Origin of the sequence: Methyloversatilis sp. XJ19-13, from assembly GCF_024580155.1 — a bacterium.
GTDB lineage: Bacteria > Pseudomonadota > Gammaproteobacteria > Burkholderiales > Rhodocyclaceae > Methyloversatilis.
Map to the genome: position 1 here is coordinate 1 of NZ_JANINH010000009.1, position 25,096 is coordinate 25,096.

The window sequence follows — 25,096 nt, forward strand, 5'->3', positions numbered from 1 at the left end:
CGAACTCGGGGGTGATTTCGGCGGGGATGGACGCGCCGAAGCTCTGACCCGGGTGCTGGCGACCGAGCAGGGCGGCCATCTTGGCACCGGTCGGGCCGGAGGCCTTCAGTGACTCGATGTACTGGCGCCGCTGCAGGTTCTCGCGGATGGCTATGTACTCCATCTCGGGCGTGATGAGGCCCTGACGGGCGTAGTGCATCTGGGAGACGTTACGCCCGGGCAGCGCACGGCGCGGTGCGCGGTGCAGGCCGGGGAAGCGCAGGTGGGCGGTGGCCGCATCGCGGGCGCGTTCGGTGCCGAAGACGGACGAAAGACCGGACAGCTGTTCGGTGTCGCCGCGCTCGGCGATCCAGCCCGAGCGCACGCCGGGCAGGCCGGAGCGGATGTCGATGGCGGCGGCCGGGTCGGAGTAGGGGCCGGAGCAGTCATAGACATAGACCGGCGGATTCTTCTCGGCACCGAAGGAGGCGGGGGTGTCGGACTGGGAAATCTCGCGCATGGGCACGCGGATGTCCGGGCGCGACCCTTCGATGTAGACCTTGCGCGAATTGGGCAGCGGCGCGATGGCCGCCGAGTCGACGTGCGCCTGCGCGGCGAGGAAGGTGTCGCGGGAATCGCGGGAAAGCGGGTCTTTGGCGTTCATGAAAGCTCCTGTGGGGCGACGGGAACGCCAGCGCCCGGAGGTGGAGCTGCCCGTTTCCCTACGCCGGCATGATCCGGATCAGGTGTTGAGGGTGTGTCTCAGCCGCCAGCCTGCGCCGGGCGGCACCCCTAACGTGTGCAGGCTGAAAGTACCCTGCCGGCTGCGCCAGCGCAAGCGGCGCGGTTCAAGCGGCCGGTCTCGCGTGCCGTAAACCCCTCATCGTCCCGAACGGGACAGGGCTGATACGAGACCTGCCATGCAAAAGATCCCCGCTCTGACTTCCTTCCTGATCGCCGCCGCGCTGTGCAGCGCGCTGGGCGTTGCCCATGCGGCCGACTGGCACGTCGTGTCGACCGACCGCGGCAAAACCATCGAAATCGACCGTGACAGCGTGCTGCGTGCAGAAAGCGGCAAGAAGGTGGCCTGGGGACGGCTGGTGCTGAGCGACGCCGACGCCCAGAAAACCGGCTACGCGATGGTGCAGGCGCTGAACCGCTACGACTGCCAGAGCCTGCGCTTTGCCACGATCAAGCGCGTCTATCTGGATGCCAACCACAAGATACTGCGCGAGGAACGTGCCGGCTCGGACAGCGACATCGCGCTGCTGCCCGGCACTCTGGACGAAAAGCTGTTCCGCGAAGTGTGTCAGCCGCCGGGTGCCGAGGAATTGCGGCAGGTTGCCGAGCAGGCGGGTCGCGCCGCACAGACGGCGGCGAACGCGGCCGAGGGGCAGGGCGGTATCCAGCGTACCGAAATGGTCAGCATCAAGCCCGATCTGCGGGAAGCTGCGGCGCAGGCGCGCAGCGAAATGGCTGCGGCACCGAAAGCTGCTGCGCCGAAGCCGGACAGCGCAGAGAAGGTGACTACCCCGGCCGGTCTGAAGGAAAAACTTGCGGCGGCGGACAAGCCGGCGCAAGCCCGGTCGGTCGAACCGGTCGCTGAAAAGGTGGCTGCCCCGGTCGCGAAGCCCGCTCCGCCTGTCACGCGCAGTGAGATTCCCTTGCCGCCGCCGTACCGGCCAAAAACCAGGCCGATGCAGATGGCCGCCCTGGCGCCGGACATCCATGCGGGGCCCAAGCCGAAACCCAAGGCAGCAGCGGAAGAGACCCCGCATCCTGCTGCGCACGGCGACATTCACTGGGCTTACGAAGGCGAGTTCGGACCGCAGAACTGGGGCAAGCTCAAGCCGGAATGGGCGCAGTGCAGCGAAGGCCGCACGCAATCGCCGATCGACATCCGCGAAGGCATCAAGGTCGACCTGCCGCCGATCAGTTTCGACTACAGGACGAGCTACTTCAGCATCATCGACAACGGCCATACGGTGCAGGTCAATGTCGGCGAGGGCAGCAGCTTTACCCTGTCGGGCAAGCGCTACGACCTGGTGCAGTTCCATTTCCACAAGCCGGCCGAAGAACGCATCAACGGCAAGAGCTATGAAATGGTGGCTCACCTCGTGCATCGCGATGTGGACAACAAGCTGGCGGTGGTCGCGGTGCTGCTCGATCGTGGCGAAGAAAGCTCGATCTTCAACACGCTCTGGGCCTATCTGCCGCTGCAGAAAAACGTGGAATCGACGCCGGATGTGAGCATCGACCTCGCGAAACTGCTGCCGGAAAAGCGCGAATACTTCACCTACATGGGTTCGCTGACGACGCCGCCGTGTTCCGAGGGCGTGACCTGGATCGTGCTCAAGCAGCCGCACCTCGTGTCGGCCGAGCAGATCGGTGTGTTCGGTCACCTGTACAGGAACAACGCGCGGCCGGTGCAGGCCGCGAATTCGAGACTGATCAAGCAGTCGCGGTAGAGGCCCTCGGCGCGAGCGGGCGCCCGCCGTCCCCGGCCCTGCCTTGACTCCGGCCCGTGCTGCCTTCAAGGCGATCGGCTTCGTCGAAAACGAAAAAGCCTCCATGACGGGTCCGCTGGAACCGTCATGGAGGCCATCCTTCCGCAGGTCGATCCGGGCCGGGAGCCTCCCGGCCGCCTGTCGATCAGTAGCGGTAGTGATCCGGCTTGTACGGACCTTCGCGATGCACGCCGATGTAGCGCGCCTGCGCGTCGCTCAGTTCGGTCAGCTGCGCATTCAGCTTCCTCAGCTGCAGGCGCGCGACCTTTTCGTCGAGGTGCTTGGGCAGCACGTAGACGCCGACCGGATACTTCTCTGTTTCGGTGAACAGTTCGATCTGGGCGATGGTCTGGTTGGCGAAGGAACTGGACATCACGTACGACGGATGACCCGTGCCGCAACCCAGATTCACCAGACGACCCTTGGCCAGCAGGATGATGCGACGGCCCGACGGGAAGATGACGTGATCGACCTGCGGCTTGATTTCGTCCCACTCGTATTGCTCGAGCGCAGCGACGTCGATTTCGTTGTCGAAGTGGCCGATGTTGCACACGATGGCCTGATCCTTCATCTTCAGCATGTGTTCATGCGTGATGACGTGATAGTTGCCGGTGGCGGTCACGAAAATGTCGGCGTGTTCGACCGCGTAATCCATCGTGACGACGCGGTAGCCTTCCATCGCGGCCTGCAGTGCGCAGATCGGATCGATTTCGGTGACCCACACCTGGGCCGACAGCGCGCGCAGTGCCTGTGCCGAGCCCTTGCCCACATCGCCGTAACCGGCGACGACGGCGACCTTGCCGGCGATCATCACGTCGGTGGCGCGCTTGATGCCGTCGACCAGCGACTCGCGGCAACCATACAGATTGTCGAACTTCGACTTGGTGACCGAGTCATTGACGTTGATGGCCGGGAAAGCCAGACGGCCTTCCTTGTGCATCTGGTACAGACGATGCACGCCGGTGGTGGTTTCTTCGGTCACGCCCTTGATGTGCTTCAGGCGCTTCGAATACCAGTTCGGGTCACGCTTGAGCGTTTCGGTGATCGAATTGAACAGGCAGACTTCCTCTTCGCTCGCCGGGTGGTGCAGCGCGGTCGGATCGGATTCCGCCTTGGTGCCGAGATGCAGCAGCAGCGTGGCATCGCCGCCGTCGTCGAGGATCATGTTGCTGAAACCGCCGTCCGGCCATTCGAAGATGCGATGGGTGTAATCCCAGTAATCGACCAGCGACTCGCCCTTGACCGCAAACACCGGCGTGCCGGCAGCGGCGATCGCTGCAGCGGCGTGGTCCTGCGTCGAGTAGATGTTGCACGAGGCCCAGCGTACTTCGGCACCCAGCGCTTCGAGCGTCTGGATGAGCACGGCGGTCTGGATCGTCATGTGCAGGCTGCCGGTGATGCGCGCGCCGCGCAGCGGCTGCTGTGTCGCGTACTCTTCGCGGATCGCCATCAGGCCGGGCATTTCGGTCTCGGCGATGGCGATTTCCTTGCGTCCCCAGTCGGCCAGCGACGGGTCGGCAATCACGTAATCCTTCAGATCATTGGGGGCATTCATCTACGGGCTCCTTTGCAAGGGCAGGTGTGCTCACCTGCCATCCGCCACCGGACAATTCCGGCACTGCGGGTTCAGGTGAGCGCCGTTACAAATGTGCCCGCGACCGGCGACGGTCTGGCGGGGTCCGAGCCTGGGGGCCTTGCGGCACCTCGCAGCGCTCCTCGGAGGCTTTCGATTATAACGTCGCACTGTTCATCGGTCCGGGCATTTGCCCGCTCCAGTGATGCGACGCCGGCAACAGAGTGGCGAAAACCGCAATACGTTCCCGTCACGTCCGCATTTACGGTCTTTCCGAACGCAACTTGAGCATGAATCACGAAAATAGCGATATTTCCGGCGCCCCGACACCCATGGCGCCGTCGAGCCCTGCCGGTAACGTCCTCGGCGACCTCATCCGCAACCTCGCCGCCGGGCTGGGCAGTCTGCTGCTGTCCGTTCGCGCCCCGGCCGCCGTGCGCGCAGGCGTACTGGCGTGGGTCGCGCTCGAGATCGCCGGTCTGCTTGCCAGTGTCGGTTTCGAAGTCGCCCGCACCGGCAGCGACGGACGGATCGACCCCGGCGCGCTGCCCGGTCAGCTGTTTCACCTGCCCTGGCTGCTGCTGTGTGCCTGGCTGGTGACCCGTCGGCAGCACCGGACCGACGCGTTTTTGCAGGCCGTGGTGGTGCTGGCCGCGTTGAGGATATGGATCGACGTGTCGTGGAACCTGGTCGCCATGTTGCCGGCCGGGATATGGGACAGTCTGGGCGATGACAGCCAGTGGTTGTGGTGGGCGCCGCTGGGCTGGGGCATCCTGGCGTCGACCGTCGCGCTGTGCCGGCTGCACGGCGCGACCGGGATCCAGCGCGCTGGCGTGCTCGGCGCGGTGCTGCTGGTGCTGGTGGTGCCGCAGATTGCGGTCGGTCCGCAAGCCCCGCTCTGGCTGGCGAGCGAGCCCGCACAGGACCCGGCCGAAGCCGCACGCTGGCAGCAGGCGCGCAGCGAAACCGTGATCTACCGTCAACCCTTGCTGCTGACCGAGGCACTGGCGCGGCTGGAACCCGGCCAGCCGGGCAGGACCGACCTGTTCCTGCTGGCGGTCGCGGGTCATGGCGCGCAGGACGTGTTCCTGCGCGAGGTGGAAAAGGTCGAGCGCCTGTTTGCGGAACGCTTCGGCACCGGCGGGCGCAGTGTGGTGCTGGCCAACAACCCCGGCACCGTGCTGACCCGCCCGCTCGCCACGGTCAGCGCGCTTGAACGCAGCCTGCAGATCATCGCGCAGCGGATGGACGACGATGAAGACGTGCTGTTCGTCTTCCTGACCTCCCATGGCGCCGAAAACCACCTGTTCGATCTCAGCCTGTGGCCATGGGAGCTGGAACAGCTGACGCCGCAGCGGCTGGCCGGACTGCTCGACGCGGCGGGCATCCGCAACCGCGTCATCCTGGTGTCGGCCTGCTATTCGGGCGGCTTCGTGCCGCCGCTGGCCGGACCCGACACGCTGGTGATGTCGGCGTCGCGTGCTGACCGCAATTCGCACGGTTGCTCGCACGAGGCAGACTGGACCTTTTTCGGTCGCGCCTTCTTCGACGAGGCGCTGCGCGAAACGACTTCGTTCCCCGACGCTTTCGAGCGCGCGCGCGCCGCGGTGGCGCAACGCGAATCGGCAGAGGGGCTGGAGCCGTCGGAACCGCAGATTGCCGTGGGGGAGACGATCAGGTTGCGGCTCGCCGATCTGGACGCCGGGTGGCAGGCAAGGCCGGATTTGCCGTCCGCGCAGGCTGCGGGCGACGCGAACGTCGACCTTTCGCAGCCGCCCTGCGATGGCGAGTCAGCGCAGAGAAAGTGCGCCCACCCTGCGAACCGGCGCTGAGTCGGCACCGGTCGTTTTCGACTGCCGGTCGTGACAGGGGCATGGCCCCCGCCGGACGGTCACTTCTTGCGCGTGGCCTTGAACGGGAAGTCCAGGCCGGACACCCACATGGCGCCGGTGATTTCGTCGCCACTTTCGTGCTGCTTGGCGTCGACCTTCACCTTCATGCCCGAATAGATGAATTCGCCATCGATCTTGTTCGTTTCGCTGTCGAACGTGAATCGATCCATGGCCAGTTCGCTGCCATTGGCCTTCATCAGCACCGAAAAGGACTTGGCATCGGCGTTCGGGCCGGTGATCGTCAGCGTGCCGGTCACGTCGCCTTCCGGCGTTTCGAGGACCTGATAGTCCCACTGCCCGGCCGGCGTGGGTTTCATCGGCGAACAGGCGGCAAGCGCAAGGACGCTGAACAGCAGGCAGAGCAGTTTTTTCATGGTCAGTCAGTCTCCGTCGTTATGAAGGTCACCCTGTCACGCGGTGATCCGGGCGGCGCGTGTCGCACCGCTGCAGCCTCATGGTGCCGCAGGCTTGACGAAGCGGCAAGCCTGCGTCCTGCACATCGACGTCGTCTCAACCCAGTGCCGCCACGACTTCAGGGGGCGCCTGCACCAGCTCAATCAGCACGCCCTCGCCGCACAGCGGGAACTGTTCGTTGCCTTTCGGGTGGATGAACACGATGTCGAAGCCGGCGGCGCCACGGCGGATGCCGCCCGGCGTGAAACGCATCCCCTGCGCCGTCATCCACTCGACCGCCTTCGGCAGATCGTCCACCCACAGGCCGATGTGATTCAGCGCAGGCTCGTCGACGCGCGGCTTCTTCGACAGGTCGAGTGGCTGCATCAGATCGACCTCGACCCGGGTCGGTCCCGTGCCCAGCACGGCGATGTCCTCGACGACGTTCTCGCGCTCCGACGTGAAGTCGCCTTCCAGACCGAGGCCGAACACATCGACCCACAGATGCCGCAGTTTCATGCGGTCCGGACCGCCGATGGCGATCTGTTGCAGGCCGAGGATGCGGAAAGGTCGGTTCATGGATTCACTCCTCAAGTACGGCGATACGCCAGGATCATCATTACGATGCCTGCCGCGACCATCGGCAGGCTGAGCCACTGCCCCATCGACAGCCCGCCGGCCAGCAGGCCTAGAAAATCGTCCGGCTCGCGGCCGAACTCCGCCAGAAAGCGGAAGCCGCCATAGCCGATCAGGAACATGGCACTGACCGCTGCCATCGGTCGCGGCTTGCGTGCAAACCACCACAGCAGCGCGAACAACGCGAGCCCCTCGCCGGCAAACTGGTACAACTGCGACGGATGGCGCGGCAGCGCATCGACAGTCGGAAAGATCATGGCCCAGGGCACATCGGTCACGCGCCCGACCAGTTCCGCATTGATGAAATTGCCCATGCGCCCGGCAGCCAACCCGAGCGGCACCAGGGGCGCGATGAAGTCGGTCAGCTGGAAGAAACGCCAGTCCGTGCGGCGTGCAAACAGCGCCGCCGCGATCAGCACGCCGAGAAAGCCGCCGTGGAAACTCATGCCGCCGGACCAGATGGCCGGAATCTCATGCCAGTTCTCGAAATAATACGCCGGCTTGTAGAACAGCACGTAGCCCAGCCGCCCGCCCAACACCACGCCCAGCACGCCGAAAAACAGCAGGTCATCGATCTGCTTCGTGTCGAGCGCGGGCACGCCCTGCGCGGCCAGCCGCCGTGCATGGACCCGACCGAGCAGCATGAAGCCGACGAACGCCAGCAGATACATCAGCCCGTACCAGCGCACGGCAAGCGGGCCCAGTTCGAAGGCGATGGGGGAAATCGTGGGGTGGATCAGGAAGTCGGAGGCGGGCACGTCGGGAGCTTGGGGAAGTGCATCGAAGGCGGCAGTCTAGCCGGTCGGCGCGTCCGGCTGTGCAGACGGTGACCCGACGCGGGTGCCGCAAACCATGAGTCGGGCACGGTGGGCGGCGATCAACAACCGTCCAGCCGGCAGCGGGGAACGACCGACGATGTCCGCAAACGACGCACTGTTGCTGCACTGCTTCGGCAACCCTGCGATGTCGGAATTCAGGCCGCGCTGGTCGCGGGTTGCCAGTGCCGCGCGGCGTCGCCGCTCATCGGGCGGGCAATGAAATAGCCCTGTGCGAGGTCGCAGCCGATCGACGTCAGGTAGTCGAGCGCGCCCTGATCCTCGACGCCTTCGGCTGTGAGGCGCAGGCCGAGGCTGTGACCGAGGTCGACGATGGAGCGGATGACGGTGCGTGATTCCTGCGACGCCATGGCGTTCATGACGAAGGATTTGTCGACCTTCATTTCCGAGAACGGCAGGCGGACCAGCTGCACCATCGATGAGTAGCCGGTGCCGAAGTCATCGATCGACAGCTGGAATCCTCGCATGCGCAGCCGGGTCAGCAGGTCGAGCGACGTGACCGGGTCGTCCATCGCGCTGGTTTCGGTCAGTTCGAGAATGAGCTGTCCGGGGGAAACGCCATGCGTGGCGCACAGGCCGGAAATGAATTCCGCCAGCTGGAAGTCGATCAGGCTGCGGGCGGAAATGTTCACCGACAGCGACAACCCGGTGCCGCGACAGCTGCCGGAAAACCAGGCGAGTGCCTGTTCGAACACCTGCTCGGTCAGCGGGTCGATCAGACCGGTGCTTTCGGCCAGCGGAATGAAGCGGTCGGGCATGATGAGCCCGGCCCGCGGGTGCTGCCAGCGCACGAGTGCCTCGAAGCCCGCAAGCTGGTGGCTGCCGCAGACGACTTTCGGCTGGTAGGCGAGCACGAACTCGCGGGCGTCGAGCGCCCGGCGCAGTTCGACCCGATCGGGCACGAAGGCCGAGTCACCGGCGGCGGTGCCGTCCGGTGCCCTTGCGGTCGGCGGTTCGATGGCGAGCAGGCTGCGCAGGGCGGCCGGCGAAAAGGGCTTCGACACGATGCCGGTCACGTTCAGGCCGTGTTCGGTGGCCGACCGCTTGGCGGCATCGAGAATGCGGCCGCCGACGCCGCTGGTGATGATGATCTGGGCGCGGCAGCCCTTGATGGCCAGCACGCGCATGACTTCGACGCCATCCATGTCCGGCATCACGAGATCCATCGCAATATGGGTGGGCTGCCACTGATCGCATGCTTCGAAGAACTGCACCGGTTCGCAGGTGATCCGGGTTTCCAGCCCGGTTTCTTCGGCGATCCATGCAATCGTCTGTGCGACCGCGAGGTCGTCGTCAAGTACCAGCAGTCGGCCGTTCAACATGGTGCGGTGCTTTCGGACAGAGGCATGTTCATCTCGAGCCGGACAGTGCCAGCCTGACTTTGCGTGCCAGTTCGGCGCGCCGGTACGGCTTGTTCAGCAGGTGCACGCCCTTGTCGAGTCGCCCCTGATGCACGATCGCGTTCTCGGTGTAGCCAGAGGTATACAGCACCTTGAGCTGCGGTCGCACGCCGTGCGCCGCTTCGACGAGCTGCGGACCGTTCATGCCGCCCGGCATGATGACATCGGTAAACAACAGGTCGATGTGCGACTGGCCACGGATGATCTGCAATGCATCCGGTCCGTTGGTCGCTTCGATCACCGTGTAGCCGAGGCCGAGCAGCACGTTTCTCGCATGCTGACGGACCAGTTCGTCGTCTTCGACCAGCAGCACGGTTTCGTCGCCGTCCTGGGCATCGCGTTCGGCACCGGTGTCGGGCGACCAATCCTCCGACCATTCGTCCGACAGGTCGGCTCGCGGCAGATACATCTTGACCGTCGTGCCCTGGCCGATCTCGGAGTACACCTTCACGTGCCCCCGCGACTGCTTGACGAAGCCGAACACCATGCTGAGCCCCAGTCCGGTGCCCTTGCCCTTCTCCTTCGTGGTGAAGAAGGGCTCGAACACGCGTGCAAGGTGTTCCGGCGCTATGCCGGTGCCGGTGTCCGACACGGCGACCAGCACATACTGACCCGGCGACAGGTCAGGATAGGGGGTGCCGTGCGTGTCATCGAGCCAGGCGTTGGTCGTTTCCATCGTGAGCCGTCCGCCGCCCTTCATGGCATCACGCGCATTGATGCACAGGTTGAGTACGGCGCCTTCCAGCTGCGACGGGTCGACCAGCGCACGCCACAGGCCGGACCCGTGGCGGAATTCGATTTCGATGTTTTCGCCCAGCGTGCGGCGCAGCATGTCGTGCATGCCGAGCAGCACGCCATGGGTATCCACCGATCTGGGTTCCAGCGCCTGCCTGCGCGAAAAGGCGAGCAGTCGATGCGTGAGATCGGCGCCGCGCTGGGCGGCCGTGCGGGTCATTTCTGCCAGCATGCGCAGGCGATCGTTATCGGCCAGCTTTTCCATCAGCAGTTCGGAATTGCCGAGGATGACGGTCAGCAGATTGTTGAAGTCATGCGCCACGCCACCGGTCAGCTGGCCGACAGCTTCCAGCCTCTGTGCCTGTTCGAGCTGCGCTTCCACGGCGAGGCGGTGCGTGATGTCAGTGTTGATCGCCAGTATCGATTTGGGCTTGCCGTCGGCATCGGTCAGCAGTGTCCAGTGCCCTTCCACGGTCAGCGAACTGCCATCCTTGCGACGCTGTGTGATCTCGCCCGTCCATTCGCCGGTGGTGACGACCTGCTGCGTGGCGATCCGGAAAACCGTGTCGTCGAGATAGAACAGAGCGCTCACCCGCTGCCCGATCGCTTCGTGAGCCGGCCATCCGTACATGCGCTCGGCGCTCTTGTTCCAGTACAGCACTCGATGGTCGATGCTGCGCACGATGATGGCATCCTGCGCCTTGTCGAGCAGTGACGCCTGTTCGCGGATGCGCGCATCGGCGTGCTGCCGGTCCAGTTCTGCGGCGGCACGTGTCGAAAAGATGCGCAGCGTCGAGGTCACGAAATCGGGGTCCTCGAGGTGGTGATCAAACAGCACGAACAGACACCCGATCACCCTGCCTTCGCAATCGACCAGCTGACGACCGACACTGGCCTCCATGCCAGTGGCGATCAGCGATTGGGCCATGCCTGGAAGCGCCGCGACACCGCTGTGGATCACCGACTGTTCATCGTGAAGAAGGGCTTCGCAAGGCGTCTGTCGGATGTCGTATTCGGCCGCCGGCATGGCCTGTCCGTCACGCACGCCGGCGATGATGCGTACGCTCGGTGGATCACCGGGTTGCAGGACTGCCATGAAGCCCGCATCGGCGCCGAGCGCCTCCGTCATGTTGCGCACGAGCTGCTCGAAGAACTCGTTGCCGGAGCTGGCCGACACGGCGGCGGCTACCTTCAGCACCGCCGACTGCAGGCGACGGCGTTCATCCTGCACGCGGATGCTGCAGATGCCGAATGCAAGGTCATTGGCCAGCCTCTGCAGCAGCGCCACTTCTTCGTCGGAAATCAGCCTCACTTCGTCGGCGTAAAGCGAAAGTACGCCGAACGTCCGCCGCTCGTTCTTCAGCGGCAGCCATACGCCACCCTTGTAGCCGCGTGCCGCAGCCGCAGCCGCCCACGTGCGGAAGCTTTCGTCACGGCTCAGGTCATTGCTGAAGATGGCCTCGCCGCCGCGAATCACGCGACCGGCCGGCCCCTTGCCATCGATGCGGTTTTCATCCCACGACAGATGAATGCTGTTCAGGTAACCATCCGTCCAGCCCGCGTGGCATTGCACGCTGACCGGCTTTTCCGGGCTATCCACTGCATAGCCGACCCAGGCCATCCGATAGCCAGCGCCGTCGACCGCGATGTTGCAGATTTCGTATAACAGGTCTTGTTCGTTCTGGACGCGGATCAGCGCTTCGCTGCAGCGGCTGCGCAGATGCAATGCACGCGTGCGCTGCATCAACAATCGCTCGGAACGGTCGCGTTCGGTGATGTCGTGCATCGCCACCACGGCGCCGAGTTTTCGCCCGGACACCGTTGCGATGGCCTGTCCGTTGCACTGGACCAGCCGTGGCGTGCGGCCGACCGGTGCGATCACCATGACCGCGTCCTTGACGATTTCGCCACGCAGCGCGCGGAACAGCGGAATGTCTGCCGTGGCAAGCGGTGTCACGCCATCGGCCGCGAACAGGTTGTAGCGCGTCCCCCACTCTTCCGGCGGGAGCGCCTCGTGCGGCAGGCCGTGCAGATCGCGGGTCACCCGGTTGAACACTGACAGCGTGCCATGTTCGTCGCAGGCAACGATGCCTTCCGACAGGCTTTCGAGCAGCGCATCGAGAAATTCACGTTCGTGCTCGCGCTCCTGTTCGAGCTGCTTGCGTTGGGTGATGTCGCGGAAGTAGACCGTCAGGCCGTCGTCCGACGGATAGGCGTGGACTTCGAACCAGATGCCCATCGGCGCGAAAAAGCTGTCGAATTCCACCGTGACGTTGTGCGCGATGGCACGCCGGTAAGCGTCGCCGATCTCCGAAGTTTCGCTGCCGGGAAATTCGTCCCACAGCCGCTTGCCGACGACGGCGTTCGTGTCGCGCGCCAGCAGGCGACCTGCTTCGCGGTTCATGTAGGTGAAGCGCCAGTCTTCATCGAGCGCGAACACGCCGTCCGTCATGCTTTCCAGCGTGGCCGACAGTCGGCTGGCCAGCCGCCTCGTCTCTTCGGTAGCACGCTTGCGCGCGGATATGTCCTGGAATGCGCCGTGCACCTGAACCACGCGACCCTGCTGGTCAAAGCCGGCACGTCCGATGGAACGCACCCAGACCCGCTGCCCGCGGGCCGTGATGATCTGCAGTTCCTCGTCGAATGGCCGACCCTGTTCAAGGCAGGCATCGAAGGCATCCGTGATGAGCGAGCGCCACTCCGGCGCATAGAAATCCAGCGCCTGGCCGACCGTGAACCGGGTACCACGCGGCACTTCGTGGATGGCATACACCTCGTCCGAACAATTCAGCTGCTGCGTCGCAATGTCGAACGCCCAGGTGCCGATTCCGGCCATCCGCTGCGTGGCCTGAAGCTGGTCGGCGAGGCGCTGTCGCTGCGCCTCGATCTGTTTGCTCTGCTGCTGAAGCTCGACGTGCGCCATGATCTGGGCCGCCAGCGTCTCCAGCGCCTCGAGTGCCTCCGGCGAAAGAGTGCGCGGCCGGGTGTCCATCACGGCCAGCGTTCCGACCGCAAAGCCGGTGAGCGTGCGCAGCGGCACGCCGGCGTACATGCGGACATGTGGATCGGCGCGCACCAGCGGGTGGTCTGAAAAACCGGCCGACTGATCGATGTCGGAAACCATGAACGAACTGCCGGTGGCTATCGTGCGCTCGCAGAAGGCGGTTGCGCGCGGCAACTCGTGCAGTCCGGCAAGTCCGACGGTCGATTTGAACCACTGGCGCGATGCGTCGATGAAGCTCGTGAATGCGATCGGCGTGCCGCAAACCTGGGCAGCGAGCCGCGTCAGGCGGTCTATCTGTGAATCCGGAGGGGTGTCGAGCACTGCGCAGGCTTTCAGTGCATCAAGCCGGCGGCGTTCTGCATGATCGGTCTGGCTCATGACGCTTCCGTGAATGAATGTCGACAGATCCCGCGCCCCTGAATGAAGGGAACGCACCCTTCGCTCACCCCTAATCTACCTTGAATCGGCCCACTGGCTTCATGATTTGGCCATGCACTTCGGCCTGCCATCGCCAGCGGGTCATGCGCGCGCACCGAACAACGCGCTGCCGACGCGCACGATGGTCGCGCCTTCTGCGATGGCGGCCTCCAGATCCTGCGACATGCCCATCGACAAGGTGTCGAGACCATGTCCTGCTGCATTCAGTTCTTCGAACACCTGCCGTAAATGGGCAAAACGTTGACGCTGGAGAACGACATCGTCGCTCGGTTCGGGAATGGCCATCAGGCCGCGCAGCTTCAGCCGGGGCAGTCGCGCGACCGCGTCGGCGAGCGCGGCCACGTCGGCCGGGCTCACGCCGCTTTTCGACGCCTCGCCGCTGACGTTCACCTGTATACATATGCAGAGCGGCGGTTTGTCGGGTGGTCGCTGTTCGGACAGGCGCTGCGCGATCTTCTCGCGGTCGATGGCATGCACCCAGTCGAACCAGGTCGCCACCGGCCGCGTCTTGTTGCTCTGGATCGGCCCGATGAAGTGCCATTCGAGTGCATGGCCCGCGGCGGTCAGCCGTTCCGCCTTGTCGCAGCCTTCCTGTACGTAGTTTTCGCCGAACGCATGCTGACCTGCCGCCGCGGCGGCCAGGATGTCCGAATCGGGTTTGGTCTTGCTGACCGCCAGCAGCGAAATGCTCGCCGGATCGCGACCGCAGGCGTGAGCCGCTGCCGCAATGCGGTGCCGAACTGCTTGCAGGTTGTCTGAAATATTCATCATAATGCCCTGAATTTCATCGATTTATCTCTGGCCGGAAAGCACCAGTTCGTGCTGCCCGGCGCGTCGCAACAGCTCCGAGGTTACGCATGGACATCACCGAACTGCTCGCGTTTTCCGTCAAGAACAAGGCGTCCGACTTGCATCTGTCGGCCGGCCTGCCACCGATGATCCGCGTGCACGGCGACGTGCGGCGCATCAATCTGCCGCCGATGGAGCACAAGGATGTGCACGGCATGATCTACGACATCATGAACGACACCCAGCGCAAGGTGTATGAAGAGCACCTCGAGTGCGACTTCTCGTTCGCGGTGCCCAATCTGGCGCGTTTCCGGGTCAATGCCTTCGTTCAGAACCGCGGCGCCGGCGCGGTGTTCCGGACCATTCCGTCCAAGGTGCTGACGCTGGAAGAACTGAACGCACCCAAGATATTCAAGGAGATCGCCAACACGCCGCGCGGCATCGTGCTGGTGACCGGACCGACCGGTTCCGGCAAGTCCACGACGCTGGCGGCCATGGTCGATTACGTGAACGAAAACGACTACGGCCACATCCTGACGGTGGAAGATCCGATCGAATTCGTCCATGAATCCAAACGCTGCCTGATCAATCAGCGCGAGGTCGGGCCGCATACGCTCAGTTTCGCCAACGCGCTGCGCTCGGCGCTGCGGGAGGATCCGGACGTGATCCTGGTGGGCGAAATGCGCGATCTGGAAACCATCCGCCTGGCGCTGACCGCTGCCGAAACCGGCCACCTGGTGTTCGGCACCCTGCACACGTCGAGTGCCGCCAAGACGATCGACCGTATCGTTGACGTGTTTCCGGCCGAAGAGAAGGAAATGGTGCGGGCCATGCTGTCGGAGTCGCTGCGCGCCGTCATTTCGCAGACGCTGCTGAAGACCAAGGATGGCGCCAGCCGCGTTGCGGCGCACGAAATCATGGTCGGCACGCCGGCCATCCGCAACCTGATCCGCGAGAACAAGATCGCCCAGATGTATTCGGCGATCCAGACCGGCCACAACGTGGGCATGCAGACTCTGGACCAGAACCTGACCGACCTGGTGCGACGCAATGTGATATCGAACGCCGAAGCGCGCACCCGCGCACAGAACAAGGACGCCTTCGCCGGGTGACCGGCGTCGGCCGGACGTGCAGCCGGCTACACTGGACACGTCGGCAGCATCAATCGCGTCAATCGCAGCGGAGAGCGTAGATGGAAAGAGATCAGGCACTGAAATTCATGTACGACCTGCTGCGCCTGATGGCGACCAAACGCGGGTCGGACCTGTTTGTGACGGCCGGTTTCCCGCCGGCCATCAAGGTGGACGGGCGCATCATTCCGCAGTCCAACCAGTCGCTGACGCCGCAGCACACGGCCGAGCTGGCGCGCGCCATCATGAATGACCGGCAGGCGGCGGAATTCGAATCCACGAAGGAATGCAATTTCGCGATCTCGCCGGCCGGCATCGGCCGCTTCCGCGTCAATGCCTTCGTGCAGCAGGGCAAGATCGGCTGCGTGCTGCGCACCATCAACGCCAAGATTCCGACGCTCGACGAACTGGGACTGCCGACCGTGCTGAAGGACGTGGCGATGGCCAAGCGCGGCCTGACCATCTTCGTCGGCGGCACCGGTACCGGCAAGACCACGTCGCTGGCGGCGCTGGTCGACTGGCGCAACACCAACAGCTACGGTCACATCATCACGATCGAGGACCCGATCGAATATGTGCACGAACACAAGAACTGCGTAGTGACGCAACGCGAGGTCGGGCTGGACACCGCCGACTGGGAAATCGCGCTGAAGAATACGCTGCGCCAGGCGCCCGACGTCATCCTGATGGGTGAAATCCGCGATCGCGAAACGATGGAGCACGCGATCCAGTTCGCCGAAACGGGCCACCTGTGTCTGGCCACGCTGCACGCCAACAGCGCCAACCAGGCGATCGACCGCATCATCAACTTCTTCCCCGAGAACAAGCGCGAGCAGTTGCTGATGGATCTGTCGCTGAATCTGCGCGCGATGATTTCGCAGCGTCTGGTGCCGATGAAGGAAGGCAAGGGGCGCGCGGCCGCGATCGAGGTGATGCTGAACTCGCCGCTGATCGCCGATCACATCTTCAAGGGCAATGTGGGCGAGATCAAGGACGTGATGAAGCGCTCGCGCGAGATCGGCATGCAGACCTTCGACCAGGCGCTGTTCGACCTGTATGAAGCCGGCCGCATCAATTACGAGGACGCGCTGCGCAACGCCGACTCGGTCAACGACCTGCGGCTGCAGATCAAGCTCAACAGCAAGGAAGCGCAGGACCGCAACCTGAACGTGACGTCAGGGCTGGATCTGGTCTGAGCACACGCCCGTTACGGCGTTCGCGTCGCGCAGCGCCGGGTGATTTTCAGATCCGCTGCACCAATATCAGCCCCCACACCAGACCCAGGTTCAGCAGCGTCAGCATCACCGCCGCCGAGCCGATGTCCTTGGCGCGCTTGGCGAGGCGGTGGTTTTCGAGCGATATGCGGTCCACCGTGGCTTCGATCGCCGAATTCAGCAGTTCCACGATCAGCACCAGCAGCACCGCAAAAGCCATCAGCGAGCGCTCGATGCCGGTATTGCCCAGCCAGATCGCCAGCGGAATCAGCACTATGGCGGCGATCACCTCCTGCCGGAAGGCGTCTTCGTGGCGGAACGCTGCACCCAGCCCTTCGGCGGAATAACGCGAGGCATTGAGCAGCCGGCGCAGGCCGGTCTTGCCCTTGAACGGACTTTCTTCCATCTGCGGTGACCGGGTGGTTGGGTAGTCGCCTACCTCAGCGCAGCCAGTGCGGCGTCGTAGTCGGGTTCCTGCTTGATTTCCGGCACCAGCTCGGCATGCAGTACCCCGTTGTTCGGGTCGAGCACGATGACGGCGCGGGCGGTCAGCCCGGCCAGCGGTCCATCGAGTATCTCCACTCCGTAGTTCGCCATGAACTCGCGACCGCGCAGCGTCGACAACGACACCACGTTGGACAATCCCTCGGTTTCGCAGAAGCGCTTCATCGCGAACGGCAGATCGGCCGAAATGACCAGCACGACGGTATTGTTCATCTTGCCGGCCTGCTCGTTGAAGCGGCGAGTCGATGCCTGGCAGACCGGCGTATCGAGGCTGGGTACGATGTTGAGCACCTTGCGCCGGCTGCCGAAACTGGCCAGCGCAACGTCGGCCAGATCGGTTCCGACCAGCGTGAACGACGGTGCCCGCGACCCCCGCACGGGGAAATGTCCGGCGAGATGGATGGGCGTGCCGGCGAGCAATACGGTCTGGGTCATCGCAGTGTCCTCGGTGTCGGTGTGGGGGCCGGCGCTGACGCGCCGGGGTCAGGGATAGAAGGCGTACAGGCGGTAGCCGCTGGCGCCGGATTCCGCCGGGTCGACCAGCACGCCGACCGTCTGTTCCGAAGCCGGAGCGAAACCCTTCGCGCGGGCGTCCGGAGGCAGAAATTCCGACGGCGTCAGCACGCGCCGCACGACGGCGCGGTCGCCGGTATCGGTCAGCGTCAGTTCGAGATGCGGCCATTCCTGCTTGAATACGGCGGTGTTGCGCAACAACGCCGACAAGCGCAACAGCGGCTCGCGACCAGGTTCCGGCGTCAGTTCCGACGCCTCGATGCTGACCTTGTCCGGATCGCGCGGCGCCGGCACGCTGCAGCCGATGCGCGCGCACGCCTGCTCGAACAAGGGCTTGAGCGCGGGCTGGGCAAGCGCAAGTTCGGTGCGGAAGTGATAGGCCAGCTGGCCCGTTGCGACCAGCGCGAGCAGCAGGCAGCCGGCGGTCCAGAGCAAGGTCTGAAGTCCGCTGCGCGTTGCCGGCTCTTCGTCGCCGTACAGTTCGCGCCGGATGCGCTGCATGGCCGGGTCGCGCACCGGTTCAAGCGCCGGCGGCGGATCGAGCAGCGGGTCGCGTGCAGGCGCATGGGACGGGGCAGATACCTCGACGGTTGTGTCGCCGCTGGTACCGGGTTCGGGGGTGGTTCCGTTGATGGCGTCGTCTGGCGAGGGGGCCGCAGGGCCTGCAGGCCCCTCAAGGGTTGCCGCGACCAGCGCGTCCTCGGTCGGCAAACTGTGCGAAGACGGCGCATTCGCCGAATCCGCTGATGGGCCCGGTTCGTCCGCAGGGTCGGGTTGGGGCCCGGCCGCAGCGTCCAGTTCGAAAATGTCGAGCGGCTGCGTGACGTCCGGGTCGAGTTCGTGCGTGGCAGCCGGTTCGGGAAATGTGACGGCCGACGGTTCGGACGGCGAGGGCATGCCCCAGTAGTCGGTGGTGCGCGCGACCAGCGCGTCCATGCTGCCACCCGGTTCGGGCATTGGCTGGCCGGTGGGCTCCGTGAGGTCCGCCGGGTCGGTGAGCAGGTCGGTCGTGACGGCAGACGGTTCGGTGCTCACCCGGACTTCGGGCGCATCGACCACATTCAGCGTGGCATGGCTTTCTTCGCGCGGTGCAGGCGGGCGGTCAGTCTCGTCAGTCGATGCAGCTGCGAAGATGCGTGAAAAATCGCTGATAGGCGCGTCGTCGACTACAGGGGTCTTGTCCGCAACGAACGTGGCCGACGCCGGCGACAGCGGTGGGGTCTCCGGCGTGATCCCGGTGGCGACCGGCCCGCCCGCACGCAGGGTGGCGATGTCGACCATCGCGTCCAGTGCATCGAATACGGCATGGCAGCGGCCACAGCGCACGCGGCCTTCGCGTGCCCGGATCTGCACCGTATCGACGCGGAAGACGGTGGCGCAGGCCGGGCAGCGGGACAGCATCAGAGGCGTGTCCCGGTCAGCAGCACCCAGCCGTCCCGCTCGCCGGCAACCTCCAGTTCGAAGGCCGGGCGATAGGCGTCGCACACCATGTCGGTCTGGGCAGACAGGATGCCCGACAGCGCAATGCGCCCGCCGCTGCGGCGGGTCAGGCCGCACAACAGCGGCGCCAGCACGGTCAGCGGATTGGCGAGGATGTTGGCCACCACGATGTCGGCCTGATGGTCGATGGTTTCGCGCGAATGCATGAGCTCGAGTGTGGCGCCATTGCGCTCGGCGTTGTAGCGCGCGGCGTCGAGTGCGTGCGGGTCGATGTCGGTGCCGGTCACCCGCGCCGCGCCGAGCCGCGAGGCCGCCAGTGCCAGGATACCCGAGCCGCATCCATAGTCGATGACGGTTTCGCCGCCGGTGATTACGCGGTCCAGCCATTCCAGGCAGAGACGGGTGGTCGGGTGCGAACCGGTGCCGAAGGCCATGCCCGGATCGAGCGTGATGTTGATGGCCGCCGGGTCGGGCTGGGCGTGCCAGGAGGGCACGATCCACAGTCGGTCCGACACGCGGATCGGGTCGAACTGGGCCTGCGTGATGCGCACCCAGTTCTGCTCGTCGAGCTGCGACGTCGTATAGGGTGGAGGGGCGGTCAGACCTGCCGCCTCGGCGGCCTCGGCCATGGCGGAGGCGAGATCTGCATCGTGTTCGAACAGCGCATGCAGGCGCGAATGCGGCCACAACTCGACCGCCACCGGCAGCCCGGGCTCGCCGAACTGGGGTCTTTCATCGGGCGTTCCAGCGTCGGCGTCCTCGATGTCGACCGACAGCGCGCCGGCGTCGAGCAGCGCGTCCGACAGTGCTTCGGCGTGAAGCGAATCAGCCAGCAGCGTGACGGTGATCCAGCCGCCTGCTGCACTCACGGGCTGGTCGTCGGTGCTCATTTGGCTTTGGCCAGGACCTGATCCGCCAGCTTCTGTTCGAGGTAGTGGATGCTGGTGCCGCCATCGACGAAGCGCGCGTCCTGCATCAACTCCTGGTGCAGCGGGATGTTGGTCTTGATGCCGCTGACGATCATTTCCGACAGGGCAATGCTCATGCGGCGGATTGCCTGGTCGCGGGTGTCGCCATAGGTGATCACCTTGCCGATCATCGAGTCGTAATAGGGCGGCACGGTGTAGCCCTGATAGACGTGCGAATCGACGCGCACACCCGGGCCGCCCGGCGGGTGATACCCGGTGATCTTGCCCGGGCTGGGTGTGAACTTGTACGGGTCTTCGGCGTTGATGCGGCATTCCAGCGCATGGCCGGTCAGCTTGATGTCGCGTTGCTTGAAGCGCAGCTTTTCGCCTGCCGCCACGCGGATCTGCTCCTGCACCAGGTCGATGCCGGTGATCAGTTCCGTCACCGGATGTTCCACCTGGATGCGGGTGTTCATTTCGATGAAATAGAACTCGCCGTTCTCGAACAGGAACTCGAAGGTGCCGGCGCCGCGATAGTTGATGCGCCGGCAGGCTTCGGCGCAGCGTTCGCCGACGCGCGCGATGATGCGGGCCGGAATGCCGGGCGCCGGTGCTTCCTCGATGATCTTCTGGTGCCGCCGCTGCATGGAACAGTCGCGCTCGCCCAGATAGACCGCGTTGCGGTGTGCGTCTGCCAGCACCTGGATTTCGATGTGGCGCGGGTTTTCGAGAAACTTCTCCATGTACACCGAGGGGTTGTTGAACGCTGCCCCCGCTTCCGTCCGCGTCATCTGTACCGCATTGAGCAGGGCCGCTTCGGTATGTACGGTACGCATGCCGCGTCCGCCGCCGCCGCCAGCGGCCTTGATGATCACCGGATAACCGATGCCGCGCGCGATGCGGATGATTTCCTTCGGGTCATCGCCGAGCGCGCCTTCCGAGCCGGGCACGACCGGCACGCCCGCTTCCTTCATCGCATCCTTGGCCGATACCTTGTCACCCATCAGCGTGATGGTTTCCGGGCGCGGGCCGATGAATACGAAACCGCTGCGCTCGACCCGTTCGGCAAAGTCGGCGTTTTCGGACAGGAAGCCGTAGCCCGGATGAATGGCTTCCGAATCGGTCACCTCGGCCGCCGAAATGATGGCCGGGATGTTCAGGTAGGACTGGCTGGACGGAGCCGGGCCGATGCATACCGATTCGTCGGCAAGCTTGACGTATTTCGCTTCGGTGTCGGCTTCGGAATGCACCGCCACCGTGCGGATACCCAGCTCGCGGCACGCCCGCAGGATGCGCAGGGCGATTTCGCCGCGGTTTGCGATCAGTATCTTTTCAAACATAGGCAACCTCCGCGGCGAAACCGCCCTGACGGCCTCTGGCCGTCGTGCGATTTGACTTCGTCGCTGCGCTGCCCGAGGGCAGCTGGTCGCCGCGGTTTGCGATCAGTATCTTTTCAAACATCGTTTCGGGTCCGCGCTCAGCCGATGATGAACAGCGGCTGGCCGTATTCGACCGGCTGGCCGTTCTCGACCAGTATCGCCTTCACGACGCCGGCAGCGTCTGACTCAATCTCGTTCATGAGCTTCATCGCTTCGATGATGCACAGCGTTTCGCCGACCACGACGGTCTGACCGATATCGACGAATGACTTGCCGCCGGGCGAAGACGAACGGTAGAAGCTGCCGACCATCGGCGACTTGACCACATGACCCTCAGGCTGGGCCGCCTCGACCGGCACGACCGGCAGGGCGGCAACGGTAGCGACCGGTGCCGCCTGCTGCGGCGGCTGGCTCGATACATAGGTGGTCTGCATGGTGGGGGGCAGGTGCTTTGCAATGCGCACCTTTTCTTCGCCCTCGGTGACCTCGAGTTCCGAAATACCCGATTCCTGTACCAGATCGATCAGCTTCTTGAGTTTGCGCAAATCCATGATTTTCCCCGCAAGAACCGCCCACGTACGTGGCGCGGTGTATGTGCATGTTTAATTATTGTGTGGTGTCGAGCCGGCGGAGTGCGAACTCCAGAGCGGCTTCGTAACCGTAGGCACCGAGTCCGCAGATGACGCCGACGGCGATGTCCGACAGGTAGGAGTGGTGCCTGAATGCTTCTCGTGCATGGACGTTCGACAGATGAACCTCGACGAACGGGATGCTGACCGACGCGAGGGCGTCGCGAATGGCCACACTGGTGTGGGTGTAGGCGGCCGGGTTGATGAGGATGAAGTCGATGTGTTCGGACCGCGCGTGCTGGATGCGCGTGACCAGTTCGCCTTCGTGGTTGCTCTGGAAGCATTCGATGACCACGCCGCGCTCCAGCGCAGTCACTTTCAGCCGGGCATCGATGTCGGCCAGTGTCAGATGACCGTAGATGTCAGGTTCCCGCGAGCCCAGCAGATTCAGGTTGGGCCCGTGCAGGACAAGTAAGCGACGCGTCGTGGCAGGCTTTACGACACTGTCGGGCTGCGCGGCAGTTTTTGACGCCTTGCGGCGAGTTGTAGGCTGCATGGCTGCAAGTTTGCCGGACTTGGCTGCAATTTGTCCAGCCGGGGACAGTGCGCTCAGCGCAACCTTGCCAGCAGGATGGCTTCCAGTTCATCTTCCTTGTAAGTGCCCAGCTTGCGTTCGACCACGCTGCCGTCGGGTGCGAAGATTACGGTGAATGGCATGCCCTGCGCCGAATTGCCCAGTTCTGCAGAAATCTGTATGGCGTCTGAACCGCCGATCAGCAGAGGATAGTTGATCGCTTCTTCCTGCAGGTATTGGCGCACGTTGTCTGCGCTGTCGATGCTGATGCCGACGAATTGCACGTCGCGATCGCGCAGTCGTCCGGCAATGCGCGAAAAACCGGGCATCTCCTCGCGGCAGGGCGGGCACCAGGTGGCCCAGAAATTCACCACTAGAAGCTTGCCGCGCCATGCCGAGAACGGCATTTCGGTGCCGCTGGCGTCGGCCAGCCGGAGCACTTCAAGACGTTTGGCGCCGATGGAGGTCGACGCTGCGTCCAGCTTCGGTTGTCGCGACAGGGCGCTCCATACGCCAGCGGCGCCGGCGGCCAGCACGATGGCGGCGATCAGGGTGCGTCGCAGCCAGATATTCATTCCTCGATCTCCTCATTGTCCAGCAGCGCGCGCAGCGACTCGGCACGCAGCCGCTCGCGCCCCCGGGATCGCTCCAGACCGGCCGGGAAGACCGCCAGTTCCACCGGCAGGTCATCCCAATCGAACAGCAGCGTGGTTTCCGGGCTGTTCCGGTCGGGCCGGCGCGGGTCGCGTGAATCGAAATCGACGCCGTTGTTGAGCAGGAACAGTTCGACTTCCTTTGCGCTGTCGGCGAATACCTGCAGTTCGATTGCCGTGAAGCGCCCGGCAGTCCCGTCGACCACGCCGCCGGTGGCGTAGGGGTTGAAGCGAGCGAGCTCCGCCATCAGCGTCACGGCGGCGCTACGCAGCATGCGCAACTGTTCCGGCTGTTCGTCGGCCAGATACAGTGACTGATAGGTGCGTACCGCCTCCTCGATTTCGAGGTTGGTCGGCAGTTCCTCGTTAGGGCCGATGCCGAGCTGACGTGCTGCCTTGCGTTTGGCGAGCCCGTAGTCACGGATGCCTTCTTCGGCGATCAGTCGCGCGGCAGTGCTTGCGATCTGCCGTCTCATGTTGCTGGGGCGCATGGCGGATGCTGCAGAGGATGGGCACGGGCCCGGGTTGATAGAATCTGTGTCCATTCTGTCACATCACCCAGCCATGCACATTCACATCCTCGGCATCTGCGGCACCTTCATGGGCGGTGTCGCCGCGCTGGCGCGAGAGGCCGGACATCAGGTCAGCGGCTGCGATGCCGGTGTCTATCCGCCGATGAGCACGCAGCTCGAACAGCTGGGTATCAACCTGATCGAGGGCTACGATCCGGCGCAGATCGATCTAAAGCCCGACCTGTTTGTCATCGGCAATGCTGTGTCACGCGGCAATCCACTGCTGGAAGCGGTACTGGATCGCGGATTGCCTTATGTGTCCGGGCCCCAGTGGTTGGCCGAACACGTGCTGGCCGGGCGCTGGGTGCTCGCGGTCGCCGGCACGCACGGAAAGACGACGACGACTTCGATGCTGGCCTGGATGCTCGAGGATGCCGGACTGAAGCCCGGTTTCCTGATCGGCGGCGTGCCGCTGAATTTCGGTGTGTCGGCGCGACTGGGCGACGCGCCGTTCTTCGTGATCGAGGCCGATGAGTACGACACCGCGTTCTGCGACAAGCGCTCGAAGTTCGTTCACTACCGGCCGCGTACCGCCATTCTGAACAACCTCGAGTTCGATCACGCTGACATCTTTGCTGATCTGGCCGCTATCGAGACTCAGTTCCACCACCTTGTGCGCACCATGCCTGTAAGCGCCCGCATCATTGCCAATGGCGCCGAAGCATCCTTGCACCGCGTGCTGGCGCGCGGCGTCTGGAGCGAAGTCGAGTGGTTCAATACGCCGTCTGGCTGGCAGGTTACGGGGGCCGGACAGGCGCTGCACGTGCGCGGCCCGGCCGGTGAGGACGTTGCGGGCCGGCTTGAGATGCCCGGCATGCACAACGCCAACAACGCGCTGGCGGCCATGCTCGCGGCGCGCCATGCAGGCGTGCGACCCGAGCATGCGCTCGAATCGCTGGCGACATTCCGGGGCATCCGTCGGAGGCTGGAGCGGATTGGCGAAGTGGCCGGCGTGACCGTCTATGACGACTTTGCGCACCACCCGACCGCCATCGAGGAAACGATCCGCGCCCTGCGCACCGAGGTGGGTAAGGCGCGCATCCTTGCCGTCATCGAGCCGCGTTCGAACACGATGAAGCTCGGCGTGATGAAGGCACGGCTGCCCGCTGCACTCGAATCCGCCGACCTGACCTTCTGTCTCGGTGGCGATTCCCTGGGCTGGGATGCTGTCGCTGCACTGGCGCCGCTGGGGCAGCGGGCGCGGGTCGCACTTTCGATCGATGCGCTGCTCGACCAGTTGATGAGCGTGGTGCTTCCCGGCGACCACGTGCTCGTGATGAGCAATGGCGGCTTTGGCGGCGTCCACCGCAAGTTGCTGAATCGACTTGATCCGTCGGCGATGTGAGGAACGCGTCTTGCGTTTTGCGCCGCTGCGATATTGATAAGCGAGGGGGCGTGTGCTAGCTTATCGTTTGCCAAGCGGCCCGCAGTGGTCGTATCAGGGGAGCTCCACTTCCG

The 25,096-nt window shown here is 64.5% G+C and carries 21 protein-coding genes, 1 pseudogene and 2 riboswitches; of the genes and pseudogenes, 5 read left to right on the forward strand and 17 right to left on the reverse strand.

Features of this window, described 5'->3' with window-relative positions; translation table 11 throughout:
- A pseudogene (locus tag NMQ14_RS12555) lies at window positions 1–643 on the reverse strand (phosphomethylpyrimidine synthase ThiC); the annotation flags it as partial.
- A gap of 38 nt (window positions 644–681) precedes the next feature.
- A riboswitch (TPP riboswitch) is annotated at window positions 682–783 on the reverse strand.
- A gap of 116 nt (window positions 784–899) precedes the next feature.
- Here NMQ14_RS12555 and NMQ14_RS12560 point away from each other — a divergent pair.
- Window positions 900–2,447, forward strand: coding sequence for a carbonic anhydrase (locus tag NMQ14_RS12560; RefSeq protein ID WP_257096654.1), 1,548 nt, complete (start codon window positions 900–902; stop codon window positions 2,445–2,447).
- 184 nt (window positions 2,448–2,631) lie between these two features.
- Here NMQ14_RS12560 and ahcY read toward each other — a convergent pair whose 3' ends face one another.
- Window positions 2,632–4,041 (reverse strand): adenosylhomocysteinase, encoded by a 1,410-nt coding sequence (gene ahcY / locus NMQ14_RS12565; RefSeq protein WP_257096656.1) that lies wholly within the window; start codon window positions 4,039–4,041, stop codon window positions 2,632–2,634.
- Window positions 4,042–4,111: 70 nt separating this feature from the next.
- Window positions 4,112–4,208, reverse strand: a riboswitch (S-adenosyl-L-homocysteine riboswitch).
- Window positions 4,209–4,349: 141 nt separating this feature from the next.
- Between ahcY and NMQ14_RS12570 the strand changes: the two genes are divergently transcribed.
- On the forward strand, window positions 4,350–5,891 hold the full coding sequence (locus NMQ14_RS12570; RefSeq protein ID WP_257096658.1) for a C13 family peptidase: 1,542 nt from the start codon (window positions 4,350–4,352) through the stop codon (window positions 5,889–5,891).
- Between the two features lie 59 nt (window positions 5,892–5,950).
- Here the strand turns inward: NMQ14_RS12570 and NMQ14_RS12575 are convergent, their stop codons facing one another.
- From NMQ14_RS12575 to NMQ14_RS12600, 6 genes are all read right to left on the reverse strand, one after another.
- Window positions 5,951–6,325, reverse strand: a complete 375-nt coding sequence (locus NMQ14_RS12575; RefSeq protein ID WP_257080832.1) for a hypothetical protein — start codon at window positions 6,323–6,325, stop codon at window positions 5,951–5,953.
- Between the two features lie 136 nt (window positions 6,326–6,461).
- Complete coding sequence (locus NMQ14_RS12580) at window positions 6,462–6,923, reverse strand: VOC family protein (RefSeq protein ID WP_257096660.1); 462 nt, start codon at window positions 6,921–6,923, stop codon at window positions 6,462–6,464.
- 11 nt (window positions 6,924–6,934) lie between these two features.
- The gene (lgt, locus tag NMQ14_RS12585; protein WP_257096662.1) at window positions 6,935–7,738 is read right to left on the reverse strand and encodes a prolipoprotein diacylglyceryl transferase; all 804 of its coding nucleotides are present in this window, start codon (window positions 7,736–7,738) and stop codon (window positions 6,935–6,937) included.
- A 215-nt stretch (window positions 7,739–7,953) separates the two neighbouring features.
- The gene (locus tag NMQ14_RS12590; RefSeq protein ID WP_257096664.1) at window positions 7,954–9,138 is read right to left on the reverse strand and encodes an EAL domain-containing protein; all 1,185 of its coding nucleotides are present in this window, start codon (window positions 9,136–9,138) and stop codon (window positions 7,954–7,956) included.
- Between the two features lie 28 nt (window positions 9,139–9,166).
- Window positions 9,167–13,333 (reverse strand): PAS domain S-box protein, encoded by a 4,167-nt coding sequence (locus tag NMQ14_RS12595; protein ID WP_257096666.1) that lies wholly within the window; start codon window positions 13,331–13,333, stop codon window positions 9,167–9,169.
- Between the two features lie 141 nt (window positions 13,334–13,474).
- Window positions 13,475–14,164: a YggS family pyridoxal phosphate-dependent enzyme gene (locus tag NMQ14_RS12600; protein ID WP_257096668.1), complete on the reverse strand. Its 690-nt coding sequence runs from the start codon at window positions 14,162–14,164 to the stop codon at window positions 13,475–13,477.
- Between the two features lie 86 nt (window positions 14,165–14,250).
- Here NMQ14_RS12600 and NMQ14_RS12605 point away from each other — a divergent pair, with 86 nt between their 5' ends.
- Window positions 14,251–15,294 (forward strand): type IV pilus twitching motility protein PilT, encoded by a 1,044-nt coding sequence (locus NMQ14_RS12605; protein ID WP_069039183.1) that lies wholly within the window; start codon window positions 14,251–14,253, stop codon window positions 15,292–15,294.
- A gap of 80 nt (window positions 15,295–15,374) precedes the next feature.
- The gene (locus NMQ14_RS12610; protein WP_257080839.1) at window positions 15,375–16,508 is read left to right on the forward strand and encodes a PilT/PilU family type 4a pilus ATPase; all 1,134 of its coding nucleotides are present in this window, start codon (window positions 15,375–15,377) and stop codon (window positions 16,506–16,508) included.
- Between the two features lie 46 nt (window positions 16,509–16,554).
- Here the strand turns inward: NMQ14_RS12610 and NMQ14_RS12615 are convergent, their stop codons facing one another.
- The 9 genes from NMQ14_RS12615 to NMQ14_RS12655 form a co-directional block, all read right to left on the reverse strand.
- Window positions 16,555–16,932, reverse strand: coding sequence for a diacylglycerol kinase (locus NMQ14_RS12615; protein WP_257096671.1), 378 nt, complete (start codon window positions 16,930–16,932; stop codon window positions 16,555–16,557).
- Between the two features lie 29 nt (window positions 16,933–16,961).
- On the reverse strand, window positions 16,962–17,465 hold the full coding sequence (gene tpx, locus NMQ14_RS12620) for a thiol peroxidase (protein WP_257096673.1): 504 nt from the start codon (window positions 17,463–17,465) through the stop codon (window positions 16,962–16,964).
- 48 nt (window positions 17,466–17,513) lie between these two features.
- Window positions 17,514–18,944, reverse strand: a complete 1,431-nt coding sequence (locus NMQ14_RS12625) for a DUF3426 domain-containing protein (RefSeq protein ID WP_257096674.1) — start codon at window positions 18,942–18,944, stop codon at window positions 17,514–17,516.
- Complete coding sequence (prmA, locus tag NMQ14_RS12630; RefSeq protein WP_257096675.1) at window positions 18,944–19,873, reverse strand: 50S ribosomal protein L11 methyltransferase; 930 nt, start codon at window positions 19,871–19,873, stop codon at window positions 18,944–18,946. The genes NMQ14_RS12625 and prmA overlap by 1 nt, the downstream gene beginning before the upstream one ends.
- Window positions 19,870–21,231 carry an acetyl-CoA carboxylase biotin carboxylase subunit gene (accC, locus tag NMQ14_RS12635; protein WP_257080844.1) on the reverse strand — a complete coding sequence of 454 codons (1,362 nt, stop codon included), beginning with the start codon at window positions 21,229–21,231 and terminating at the stop codon, window positions 19,870–19,872. The genes prmA and accC overlap by 4 nt, the downstream gene beginning before the upstream one ends.
- A gap of 137 nt (window positions 21,232–21,368) precedes the next feature.
- Complete coding sequence (gene accB, locus NMQ14_RS12640) at window positions 21,369–21,821, reverse strand: acetyl-CoA carboxylase biotin carboxyl carrier protein (protein ID WP_257096676.1); 453 nt, start codon at window positions 21,819–21,821, stop codon at window positions 21,369–21,371.
- 55 nt (window positions 21,822–21,876) lie between these two features.
- The gene (aroQ, locus tag NMQ14_RS12645) at window positions 21,877–22,395 is read right to left on the reverse strand and encodes a type II 3-dehydroquinate dehydratase (RefSeq protein WP_257096677.1); all 519 of its coding nucleotides are present in this window, start codon (window positions 22,393–22,395) and stop codon (window positions 21,877–21,879) included.
- Window positions 22,396–22,448: 53 nt separating this feature from the next.
- The gene (locus NMQ14_RS12650; protein ID WP_257096678.1) at window positions 22,449–22,988 is read right to left on the reverse strand and encodes a TlpA disulfide reductase family protein; all 540 of its coding nucleotides are present in this window, start codon (window positions 22,986–22,988) and stop codon (window positions 22,449–22,451) included.
- Window positions 22,985–23,542 carry a nucleotidyltransferase gene (locus tag NMQ14_RS12655; protein ID WP_257096679.1) on the reverse strand — a complete coding sequence of 186 codons (558 nt, stop codon included), beginning with the start codon at window positions 23,540–23,542 and terminating at the stop codon, window positions 22,985–22,987. The genes NMQ14_RS12650 and NMQ14_RS12655 overlap by 4 nt, the downstream gene beginning before the upstream one ends.
- Window positions 23,543–23,630: 88 nt before the next feature.
- Here NMQ14_RS12655 and mpl point away from each other — a divergent pair, with 88 nt between their 5' ends.
- Window positions 23,631–24,983 (forward strand): UDP-N-acetylmuramate:L-alanyl-gamma-D-glutamyl-meso-diaminopimelate ligase, encoded by a 1,353-nt coding sequence (gene mpl, locus NMQ14_RS12660; protein ID WP_257096680.1) that lies wholly within the window; start codon window positions 23,631–23,633, stop codon window positions 24,981–24,983.
- Window positions 24,984–25,096: the final 113 nt, after the last annotated feature.